We start from the raw sequence: 11,236 nt of genomic DNA on the forward strand, positions 1-11,236 counted from the left end.
ATGGAACTGGCCAGCCTGATCGGACGCCTCAACCCGGACAACCGCCGCGCCCTCGAACGCGCCGCACAACGCTGCTTGCAACGCGGGCATCACTTTGTCGAGATCGAGCATTTGCTGTTGGAGTTACTCGACATCGAGGGTGGCGATTTTGCTTTTCTGCTGCCGCGTTTTGGCCTTGAGCGGGATGCGCTGACGGCGGAAATCAACAAGGCGCTGGATCTGTTCAAGGCTGGCAGCACGCGCACGCCGGCGTTGTCTGCGCACACGCTGGGATTGCTGGAAGACGCGGTGGTGCAGGCCAGTGTGCTCGGGATCGACAACATCCGCTCGGGGCTGCTGTTACTGGCGCTGATTGATCGAGATGAGCGCCGCAGTCTGTTGCTCAACAGTGCGTCGTCGCTGCTGCGAATTCCCAAGGAAGCCCTGCGCGCCAACTTGCTGGAGTGGACGGAAAACTCGCGCGAACATGTCGGCCCACGCTCAGTGTCGTCTGGCAATCCTGCGCCACGGCAAGACACCGTGCTGGATCAATACACCCAGGATCTGACCGCCGATGCCCACGCCGGACGCATCGACCCCATTGTTGGCCGCGACGGCGAGATCCGTCAGTGCATCGACATTCTTCTTCGGCGCCGGCAGAACAATCCGATTCTGGTCGGCGCACCCGGCGTTGGTAAAACCGCCGTAGTCGAAGGCCTGGCGCTGCGTATCGCCGCTGGCGACGTACCGCCGTCGTTGCAGGAAGTGAGTTTGCGCGTGCTCGACCTTGGCCTGTTGCAGGCCGGCGCCGGGGTCAAAGGCGAATTCGAACAGCGCTTGAAAGGCGTGATCGACGCGGTGCGCAGCGCCGACAAACCGATCATTCTGTTCATCGACGAAGCCCACACGCTGATTGGCGCTGGCGGTGCCGAGGGCGGCAGCGATGCCGCCAACCTGCTGAAACCGGCGCTGGCCCGTGGCGAGTTGCGCACCCTCGCTGCCACTACATGGATGGAATATAAAAAATACTTCGAGAAAGACCCGGCCCTCGCCCGCCGTTTTCAGCTGGTGCAGGTGGAGGAGCCCGACGAAATAACCGCCGTGGAAATGCTCCGTGGCGTCGCCGCCAAACTCGAACAGCACCATGGCGTGCAGGTGCTCGATGCCGCAATCCATGAAGCGGTGAAACTCTCGCATCGCTACATTTCCGGTCGCCAGTTACCGGACAAAGCCATCAGCGTGCTCGACACCGCGTGTGCCCGCGTCGCCCTCGGCCAGCACGATGTGCCGCCGCCTCTGGAAAGCCTGCGCCACCGGCAAAACAGCCTCAAGGATGAAGTCGAACGTCTGCGTCGCGAGCAGGCTACCGGCCTGGATCACAGGGAACGCATCACCCTGCTGGAAGATGAATCGAAAAACAATGTGCAAGCGATCCGCGAACTGGAAACCCGCTGGAGCGAAGAGCGCGTGGCCGTGCGCGAATTGCTCGATACCCGCCGTGAGCTGCTGGCGTTGAGCGAACGTGCCGACAGCGACAAACCCGATGAAGCCACCGACAGTCGCATCGATCATCTCGCGGGCGAATTGCTGCGCCTTGAGGCTGGACTGGATGCCATCCGCCAGGACGATCCACTGGTGCCCGAGCAAGTCGACACCAAAACCGTCGCCGCTGTCATCGCCGGCTGGACCGGCATCCCCGTCGGCAAAATGCTCGCCGACGAAGCCCACGCAGTGCGCACCCTCGGTCAGCGCATGGGCCAACGGGTGATGGGGCAAAGCACCGCGCTCAATACCATCGCGCAACGCTTGCAGGCCTATCGCGCCGGACTGACCGATCCACAGAAACCGGTTGGTGTGTTCCTGTTGGTCGGCCCTACCGGCGTCGGCAAAACCGAAACCGCTTATGCCTTGGCCGATGCCCTGTACGGCGGCGAACGCAACCTGATCAGCATCAACCTTTCCGAGTACCAGGAAGCCCATACCGTCAGCCAGCTCAAAGGTGCCCCGCCTGGTTATGTCGGTTACGGCAGTGGCGGCGTGCTGACCGAAGCGGTTCGGCGCAAACCGTATTCGGTGGTGTTGCTGGATGAAATCGAGAAGGCCCATCCGGATGTACTGGAGGCGTTTTACAACGTTTTCGACAAAGGCTTGATGGAGGACGGCACCGGGTTAGTGGTGGATTTCAAGAACACCGTAATGCTCGCCACTAGCAATGTCGGCGCGGAACTGTTGCTCGACACGCCGGTTGCGCAACTCGGCAGCGAAGCCTTCAACGAAGCGCTGCACAAAGTCCTCCTGCAAGCCTTCCGCCCGGCGTTTCTGGCGCGCATGACTGTGGTTGCTTATCGACCACTGGATGAGGCGTCGCTGGAAGGGATTGTGCTGGCCAAGTTGGAAAAACTGCGAGGCAGGTACAAAGCAGCGACCGGCAAGCAGTTCGAGTTTGATTCGGGAATCGTTAAAGCGGTACTCGCCAAATGCAGCGCGGCCGGTGCGCGTGATGTTGAGAATGTGTTGATGACGCAAGTGACAGGGAAGTTGGCGGAGTGGGTGTTGGAGTGAACAGCACAGGCGAGATTCACGAAGCCAGCATAAAGAGATCAAGCTACAAAAAATGGAACACAGTCATGATCACAGTCAAAACCTTACACGGCGACACGATCCTTTATTCAGGAAAACAAGCTGACTTCGACGATCTGCGTAAGGGATCACCAGACCTCGACTTAGAAAGGTTTTGCAAACCTTTACAACAGTCAGCGAACGATTTTTGGGATTCAAGCATCACTCCGTTACTGGAGCAGTACGATCCAAACGTCACGAAGAAATTCAAGGATACTTACTATGAGTGGGTGTCCGCCCCCATCCATTTAAAACCAAAACGTGCAACCGGGATAAACATCCAGAGCGAAAAAAAAGCGCCCACGCTGCGTTTTTTCTCCATGAACTCGGACGTTCGTTTTATCCCGACGGCCGTATTGGGCCTTCACAGTACCCAAGACAAATTTTTCAATTCACCTGAAGCATTGGTTCAAGCACTCAAAGGACATAACAAAGCGGCATTCAACAGAAAAAAAGAAGAAACGCTGGCGCTTGAAGTACTTGCCAATTTTCCGACTTTTGAAATAACTGCTATTGACGCGATCATAAACAAGATGCACAACACCAGCGTCGGCCCTTCACCCACATTCAAGAGACCGGCGAAGAATCGTTCCGCCTATGGCCTCGGTGCGAATATCGACTGGGGGTGCTCAGATACCGCCAACGTCCCCGGTACCAGCCCTCTGTTGCAGGGGATAGACGCTGGTCTACTAAAGGAACCGCTGTCTCGTCTCTATAAAAAAATAGCTGCCATTCATGACTTTTTTCAAACGAACAGTCAGCGCGCCAAAAAGCCGAGTAGCGACTCGGACACTAACGGCTCCCCTCATACAACCGTGATAGATGTAGACCGTGGCAATCACCATAAAATCAGAATCAACAAATACAGTCTGGATGAAGATGATAAAGACGTCATCAAGGACAGATTAAATGGCAATTCGATATGGGCGGGAAAATCAGGCAGCACGATAGACATAATTAGCACCGCGAAAGCGTTGGGATTTACCGAAACCGTCACTCTTGCCAGATTGGCTTATTGCACGTTTGCTTTCTTTCACTACATGCCAACTTCCGTAAGTTCCACGCACACCTACCACGAAGTCATGCGAGGAGCGATATCGGCGCATGGTGAATTACAAAATTTTTACACAGAAAACTTCGTCCCCGACCATATCCCCAGAGAACTATTCCTACAGGCAAAGTTATAAGGCAACGCTCAGCAGCTAAAAACATCTAACTGTTCAGGGAGAATAATGATGTTAGGACTCATCCCCTCCATCAATCAGTTCCAAAACCTCTACAACACGGCGATTTCGTACCTGAATCATTCACCTTTCGCCCAAGAGGTCATCTCCAGCCTCGACAACTCCCCGTTGCACATCGGGATCATGGTGATCGATCACGGCGGTTCGGAATACATTCCTCCCTACAGCCGAAAGTGCCCCCACTACCTCGACGGCGGGATGATCTGCTGGAACCACACTCAGTCGGTAGACACTACGGATTTCGCTTCTAACGACCCCCGATTGGGGCCGGGTGAAAGTCATCGCATTGATGCGCCATGGAATAGAGAGCAGCGTTGGGGCGCATGGATTCTGGAAAGCGTTTTTGGTCCACGCACACGTACGGGTTTCTTGACGCCGGCAGTGTGCCTGCTACATGAAATGGGCCATGCACTGCAGTACATATCAGACCCGGCACAGTTCCAGTTGCTGGCTCAAGGAAACATTGGCGAGCTGGAAAATCTGAATGTCAGGGCAATTGAAGCCACGGTCGTCCAAGAGTTGCGAGGCGCGGGTTTAACCGAAACCGCGCGCTGGGATTATATGCACCAAGGACACTCACCCGGCGGGAATGCCTGGCCTAACTGGCTGCGCTGGTTTTCAGGTTGATCGCGGAAATCAAGCCAGAAAAAATCGATTCCCCACACCTCGCAAACAGGAAGGCGAAATGGGCATCACCTACGACAAGACCACAGATACTTTCCTCTCAGATCATTCTCGTCCCGGCTCACACTTGAATCTGGGGGTTCTGCAAGTGCTGGTTAAAGAGATTATCAACACCACACCACTTAATGACGCAGAGCAACTTTTGCTCGACACCCTCGACCCTCATTCAAAAAACAACCCCTACACAATTGCCCAGCAGATGAAAAGCAAGAAATTCCTCTCAACCTACAACTGCGCCGTTTGCCACAAAATTCCTTACTCGGCGGTTGAGAAAAGCTTTCTGAAACTTGTTCAGACTAATCCGGCGCCTCATACACATGCCTGGTCGCACTTCGAATCGCTGCTGCAAGGACTATACGGACACGGTTTTGCAAGCACCGCGGCACAGGAAGTTGCGCTGCTGCAAAAGCATCTGGCCAACCCGGCAACCAAGCCACAAGTGGCGATTGAGATAACCCGTATGTTGCGAGAATTCGACACGTCTACAGACAACTTGTACGTGGGCTTTGCCCAGACCAACTCCAGCATCGGTGACCGCATCGACAAGCACTACGACGTGATCTCGCCGGGCACAGCTCCGGTTGCAGCCACGCCCAGGGGCGCCAACCTGGAACAACTGCTCAACTATCTGGAAGGCAGCCTTTCGCTTGGAAAGACAAAGCCTATCCAACAGGTAGTGAAGGGTCTCAAGTGGGAGGAGTCCAGCAATGTCAGTGATATTGGCTGGTTAGTCGTCGTGTGAATGACTGCGCGATGCAAGGAACAATCTGCATTTCAATAAGGAGCCCGACATGTTGAAAGAGCGGCTGGAACAAGAGAACAAACACTTATATCTGAACATCGGCCACGCCCATGTCTCAAGAATCACAGTCGAGTTTGAAGCGATGGATCAGCTATTAAGCGCCAATCACCCCGGCCCCCATGAGGCATATTTCCTCCCATGGAAAGAGGATCAGGGGTTGTATACCGATCTGCCTGTGCCACCCACCGGCAACGATCCTGTTCTGTTTCTTACGGCGAACCTCTCGGGTTGCTGCGTTGGCGTGCAAAACTTTGGTGGGTTCATCAGAGTTCGTCATTACAACCTGGCGACGACCGAAACCGATCGACCGATTTTCATGAATGATGACTTGTTCAGATATGGAACCAATACGGCGTGGCTGCTGCCATCGGACAAATACAACGTCAGTAGCGTACCCAAGGCCCATGGCTATACCCACGCCGGGATCGGAGGAAACGAGGCTGCTTTTTGGGGAGAGTATGAGGCCAGGTATTGGCCATTTACGTCGAAATGGCACTTCTATTACCAGAACGGAGGCTTCGATACGGTCATTCATGAGTTGAACTATCAGTGAAGGCACTCCGATGACGCGCTTCAACGACAGCACTACCTCCTTATTCCTGACGGCCACCTCGCTGGCGTCGCTTTACCCTGAGTCACTCTCAGGCGACGAATCGCTCAACCTGTTGAGTTCACAAATCCTCAACGGCCTCAATGACGGCGCCTCGCTCACCCTGACCAGCGCTGTCGCCAGCCACGTCACCACGACCCTGCACAACGATGCCCTGGTCCGCCCGTTCGACGCGCTGGTCGCCGAGATACGTCAACTCCCCGCCGACGCCACCGCCGAGCGCTATCAACTAATCCTGCGCCCGTGGCTCTGGTGGTTGACGCTTGCGAGCAACAACCGCGTGTTCCAGAACCTCGCCACCTCGGATATCGTCACCACGATCTTCAAGGCCCACGGTTTCAGCGATTTCAAACTCTCGCTGACCGGCAGCTACACCCCCCGCGAATACTGCGTGCAGTACGGCGAAACCGATTTCGCCTTCGTCTCGCGGCTGCTGGAAGAGGATGGCATCTTCTGGTTTTTCACCCACGACGCCGGTAAGCACACACTGGTGCTCGGCGACAGCAATGACGCCTTCGTGCAGATCCCCAACGGGCCGAAGGTCAGCTATCTGGGGCAAGGACTGGGGCAGCGCGAGTTGCACGGCATCCGCTCAGGGCAAGTCTGCTTGAAGGCTGTGGCCGGGGTGTATCGGGCGACCGATTATGAGTTCACCACGCCGACCACATCACTTTACGGGCAGGCCGAAGCGGTGGCCGGGCCGCTGTCCATCTATGAACATCCGGGTGGTTACAACGCCAAGGCTCAGGGCGATGCGCTGACCAAACAGCGAGTTGACGGCTTGCGCAGTGAAGAGAAACGCTTTGTCGGCGAAAGCGACTGTCGCTGGCTGATTCCGGGGCACTGGTTCACCCTCGACGGCCACGACGATGCGAGCCTGAATATCGATTGGGTGGTGACGCGTGTGACCCATGACGCCAGCCATGAAAGCTATCGCAATCGCTTCGAGGCCATCCCCAAAGCCACGCCGTTTCGCCCGCAACGGATCACACCGAAACCGCGCATGCACCCGCAAACCGCCATCGTCGTCGGCAAGTCCGGCGAAGAAATCTGGACCGATGAATACGGCCGTATCAAGTTGCAGTTCCCATGGGATCGCGACGGCAAGAATGACGAAACCAGTTCCTGCTGGGTGCGTGTGGTGTTGCCGTGGAGTGGCAAGGGCTTCGGCATGCAGTTCATTCCGCGTATCGGCCAGGAAGTCATCGTGTCGTTTATCGACGGCGATCCGGATCGTCCGCTGGTCACCGGGTGCGTCTACAACGGCGACAACGCCCTGCCCTACGCATTGCCGGCCAATCAGACGCAATCGGGGATCAAGACCCAGTCGTCCAAGGGTGGCGGCGGCTTCAACGAGTTGCGCTTCGAGGACAAGAAGGACGCTGAAGAGGTGTTCTTGCAGGCGCAGAAAGATCTGAAGATCAACGTTCTCAACGACACCACCGCCACGGTCGGCCATGACGAAACCCTCACCGTACAAAACGCCCGCACCCGCACGGTGAAGGACGGCGACGAGACCGTGACGCTGGAGAAAGGCAAACGCAGCGTCACCATCCAGACCGGCAGCGACAGCCTCGATGTGAAGGACACTCGCACGGTAAAAGTCGGCGCCGACCAGAACCACAGCACCGGCGGCAATTACACCGACAAGGTCACCGGCGATTACAGCCTGACGGTGGACGGCAATCTGACCATCAAGGTCAGCGGTACCCTCACCCTGCAAAGCGGCGGCAGCTTCACGATCAAGAGCGGCGCCGACCTGGCGACATCGGCCAGCACCTCGATCACGCACAAGGCCGGCACTGCCTTGACCAATCAGGCCGGCACTTCGCTGGACAACAAGGCCGGCACCACATTGACCAATGACGCAGGGATCAGCCTGACCAACAAGGGTGCCGCCTCGCAGACGGTCGATGGCGGCGGCATGCTGACCATCAAGGGCGGGCTGGTGCAGGTCAACTGACAAGGAGAAGCCATGGCGATCACACCGCTGGATCTGCAGCAGGACGACAAGCAGCTCAAGGGGCGTCTGCAGGACGGTCAACTTGACGGTGCGCTGAACATCAAGGATGACGGGCGCAAGCAGGCCGATCTGCATTACAGCCAGGGTGAACTGCAGGGCCTGTCGCTGCTTTATCACCCGAACGGCAAGATCTCCGCGCAGATGCCGTTTGTGCGCGACAAGCTGCAAGGTGTCGCGAGTTTTTACGCACCCGAGGGGTTTTTACAGCGCAAGGCCACGTATCGACGTGGGTTGCTGCATGGTGAGGCGTTCAATTACTTCCCGGATGGGCAAGTAGCGGAGGCGGAGTTTTACCGCGATGGCGTGCGTGAAGGGCGTTATCAGCGCTTTCATGCCAATGGCAAACCGGCGCTGGAAGCGCGTTATGTGAATGGCCAGTTGCTGGAGCCTGAGCAAGGGTTTGCCGAGGATGGGCGGCCGTTGGGGGCGGATGGCAAGCCGATTTCACGGGTGCGCTGGTGGTATCGGCAGTGGGCGGATCCGCAGCAGGCCTGAAGTGTTCAGGGTGTGTGGACTGGCCTCATCGCGGGCAAGCCCGCTCCCACCGGGTTTGTTGGCCACCACCCCCCCCTGTAGGAGCTGCCGAAGGCTCGGGCCGCGATCGGACGATCTTTTGATCTTGTTTTTATAAAAGCAACATCAAAAGATCGCAGCCTTCGGCAGCTCCTACAGGGGTCCAGGGGGATCAGGGAATGAGCATCTGCATTTGCCCCGGCATTGCGATTTTGATCACCCCGGCCCAGTTGCACATCAGCGTGCTGTTGGCATCGATCGCCGGCATCCCGCCGAGCAGCAAGGTCGGCGCGCCACCGGGAATCCATGGCGTGGCCGTCGCCGGAATGCACGGCATCGGTGTCAACACACCCAGCGCGGCTGCTGTCGCGGCGGCCACCATGGGATTGGCCATGCTCATGCACACCCCGAACGGCAGGATGTTGACCAGCGGAATGTGATCCATGATGTTCGCCGCCGGCATCCCGCCGGTCAGCGTGCGGTTGACCGGCAGCACGTTGAGCATTGACGGCGCGGCGCCGAAGCTGCATTGCAACGTGGCCGTGGCACAGACTTGCGGACAGCCCATTTCAAAGCTCCTTTTTGCCCATGGCATACCCGCTAAACCTTAGTCTGCGCTGGCCGTTCGCGCACATTCCCCAAGGTGATTATCCGGCAACACGCTAACCTATAAGACCGCCCCGCGCTTGTGACCACCCGTGCGCGCCATTAGATTAGCCAATGATGTCTGGCCTCCAAAATAAGCAGAAGGGATAAGCATGGCGCTTACTGACCAGTCCACCCGTATCCGCTCTGGCGAAGAACTCGATGCCAGCCTGATCGATCCGTACCTCAAGGCGCACATTCCGGGCCTGAGCGGTATGCCTGCGATCAGCCAGTTTCCTGGCGGCGCGTCGAACCTGACCTATCTGCTGGAATACCCGGAGCAGGAATTCGTCCTGCGCCGTCCGCCGTTCGGCCACAAGGCCAAGTCCGCCCACGACATGGGCCGCGAATTCCGCATTCTCAATCAGCTGCGCGACGGCTTCCCGTATTGCCCGAAAGCCTATGTGCATTGCACCGATGAGTCGGTGATTGGCGCCGAGTTCTACGTGATGGAACGGGTCAAAGGGATCATCCTGCGCTCGGAGCTGCCGCCGGAACTGGGCCTCGATTCGGCAAAAACCGAAGCGCTGTGCAAAAGCTTCATCGACCGTTTTGTCGAGCTGCACCGCGTCGATTACAACGCCTGCGGTCTTGGCGACCTGGGCAAACCGGAAGGCTACGTCGCCCGCCAGATCAAAGGCTGGAGCGAGCGCTACGAAAAAGCCCTGACCCCGGACGCACCGCACTGGGAAGCGGTGAAAGCCTGGCTCAACGACAAGATGCCGGCCGACCATCCGACCTCGAGCATCGTCCATAACGACTATCGCTTCGACAACGTCATCCTCGACCCGCACAACCCGATGCAGATCCTCGGCGTGCTCGACTGGGAACTGACCACCCTCGGCGATCCGCTGATGGACCTGGGCAACACCCTCGCCTATTGGATCGAGGCCGACGACCCGGCGCCGGTGCAACTGTTGCGTCGCCAGCCGAGCCACGCGCCAGGCATGCTCACCCGCCGTGAGTTCGTCGATTATTACGCCGAACGCTCGGGCATCCAGATCGACAATTTCGACTTCTACTACACCTACGGCCTGTTCCGCCTGGCCGGCATCGTGCAGCAGATCTACTACCGCTTCTACCACGGCCAGACCCAGGACAAACGCTTTGCGCAGTTCATTCACATGAACAAACTGCTGGAGCAGATGAGCCTGCAGGTCATGGCGAAATCGAGCCTCTGACGGCCCACAACCAGGAACCCTTATGTCCAAGACTCAGTTGTTCGACCTCGACGGCAAAATCGCTTTCGTTTCCGGCGCCAGCCGTGGCATCGGTGAAGCCATCGCCAAACTGTTGGCCCAGCAAGGCGCCCACGTAATCGTTTCGAGCCGCAAACTCGACGGCTGCCAGCACGTCGCCGACGCGATCATCGCAGCGGGCGGCAAAGCCACTGCGGTGGCCTGCCATATCGGTGAAATGGAACAGATTGCCCAGGTGTTCGCCGGGATCAAGGAACAGTTCGGCCGCCTCGACATTCTGGTCAACAACGCTGCGACCAACCCGCAATTCTGCAACGTGCTGGACACTGATCTCGGTGCGTTCCAGAAGACTGTTGATGTGAACATTCGCGGCTATTTCTTCATGTCGGTGGAAGCCGGCAAGCTGATGCGTGAAAACGGTGGTGGCAGCATCATCAACGTCGCGTCGATCAACGGTATCTCGCCGGGAATCTTCCAGGGCATCTACTCGGTGACCAAGGCGGCGGTGATCAACATGACCAAGGTCTTCGCCAAGGAATGTGCGCAGTTCGGCATCCGCTGCAACGCCCTGCTGCCGGGCCTGACCGACACCAAGTTCGCCTCGGCACTGGTGAAGAACGATGCGATCCTCAAACAGGCACTGACGCAGATCCCGCTCAAGCGCGTGGCCGATCCGAGCGAAATGGCCGGTGCGGTGTTGTACCTGGCCAGTGATGCGTCGAGCTACACCACGGGCGTGGCGCTGAATGTCGACGGTGGTTTCCTCTCCTGACCCCCACTGCAACACAACCCTGTAGGAGCTGCCGCAGGCTGCGATCTTTTGATCTTCATTTTTTCGCAGCAAACAACGCATCGAGCTTCTGCTCGAACGTGTGGTAATCAATACGATCGTAAAGCTCCATGCGAGTCTGCATGGTG

The 11,236-nt window shown here is 57.5% G+C and carries 11 protein-coding genes; 9 read left to right on the plus strand and 2 right to left on the minus strand.

Annotated elements, in window-relative coordinates:
* The 7 genes from tssH to EJA70_RS22540 all read left to right on the plus strand — a co-directional run bounded on the left by tssH (nt 1) and on the right by EJA70_RS22540 (nt 8,456).
* On the plus strand, nt 1-2,541 hold the full coding sequence (tssH, locus tag EJA70_RS22510) for a type VI secretion system ATPase TssH (protein ID WP_158833616.1): 2,541 nt from the start codon (nt 1-3) through the stop codon (nt 2,539-2,541).
* A gap of 65 nt (nt 2,542-2,606) precedes the next feature.
* On the plus strand, nt 2,607-3,785 hold the full coding sequence (locus EJA70_RS22515) for a hypothetical protein (RefSeq protein ID WP_158833618.1): 1,179 nt from the start codon (nt 2,607-2,609) through the stop codon (nt 3,783-3,785).
* 48 nt (nt 3,786-3,833) lie between these two features.
* Complete coding sequence (locus tag EJA70_RS22520) at nt 3,834-4,469, plus strand: hypothetical protein (protein WP_158833620.1); 636 nt, start codon at nt 3,834-3,836, stop codon at nt 4,467-4,469.
* Between the two features lie 58 nt (nt 4,470-4,527).
* Nucleotides 4,528-5,268, plus strand: a complete 741-nt coding sequence (locus EJA70_RS22525; RefSeq protein ID WP_158833622.1) for a hypothetical protein — start codon at nt 4,528-4,530, stop codon at nt 5,266-5,268.
* A 49-nt stretch (nt 5,269-5,317) separates the two neighbouring features.
* Nucleotides 5,318-5,881, plus strand: a complete 564-nt coding sequence (locus EJA70_RS22530) for a hypothetical protein (RefSeq protein ID WP_158833624.1) — start codon at nt 5,318-5,320, stop codon at nt 5,879-5,881.
* Nucleotides 5,882-5,891: 10 nt separating this feature from the next.
* Complete coding sequence (tssI, locus tag EJA70_RS22535) at nt 5,892-7,901, plus strand: type VI secretion system tip protein VgrG (protein WP_158833626.1); 2,010 nt, start codon at nt 5,892-5,894, stop codon at nt 7,899-7,901.
* A 12-nt stretch (nt 7,902-7,913) separates the two neighbouring features.
* Nucleotides 7,914-8,456 (plus strand): toxin-antitoxin system YwqK family antitoxin, encoded by a 543-nt coding sequence (locus EJA70_RS22540; RefSeq protein WP_158833628.1) that lies wholly within the window; start codon nt 7,914-7,916, stop codon nt 8,454-8,456.
* Between the two features lie 190 nt (nt 8,457-8,646).
* Here the strand turns inward: EJA70_RS22540 and EJA70_RS22545 are convergent, their stop codons facing one another.
* A complete protein-coding gene (locus EJA70_RS22545; protein WP_008083980.1) occupies nt 8,647-9,042 on the minus strand; it encodes a DUF4280 domain-containing protein in 396 nt (131 codons plus the stop codon).
* Nucleotides 9,043-9,232: 190 nt separating this feature from the next.
* Between EJA70_RS22545 and EJA70_RS22550 the strand changes: the two genes are divergently transcribed.
* Together EJA70_RS22550 and EJA70_RS22555 are read left to right on the plus strand one after the other, a co-directional pair.
* Entirely contained in the window at nt 9,233-10,300 is a 1,068-nt protein-coding gene (locus EJA70_RS22550) for a phosphotransferase family protein (RefSeq protein ID WP_158833630.1), read from the plus strand.
* A gap of 22 nt (nt 10,301-10,322) precedes the next feature.
* Nucleotides 10,323-11,090, plus strand: coding sequence for an SDR family oxidoreductase (locus tag EJA70_RS22555; RefSeq protein WP_007911074.1), 768 nt, complete (start codon nt 10,323-10,325; stop codon nt 11,088-11,090).
* Nucleotides 11,091-11,145: 55 nt separating this feature from the next.
* On the opposite strand, the gene EJA70_RS31165 is transcribed toward EJA70_RS22555, so the two are convergent.
* On the minus strand, nt 11,146-11,236 hold a 91-nt coding region (locus tag EJA70_RS31165), incomplete at its 5' end, for a hypothetical protein (protein ID WP_256677715.1).

This window comes from Pseudomonas sp. PB103 (assembly GCF_009764635.1).
Lineage (GTDB): Bacteria > Pseudomonadota > Gammaproteobacteria > Pseudomonadales > Pseudomonadaceae > Aquipseudomonas.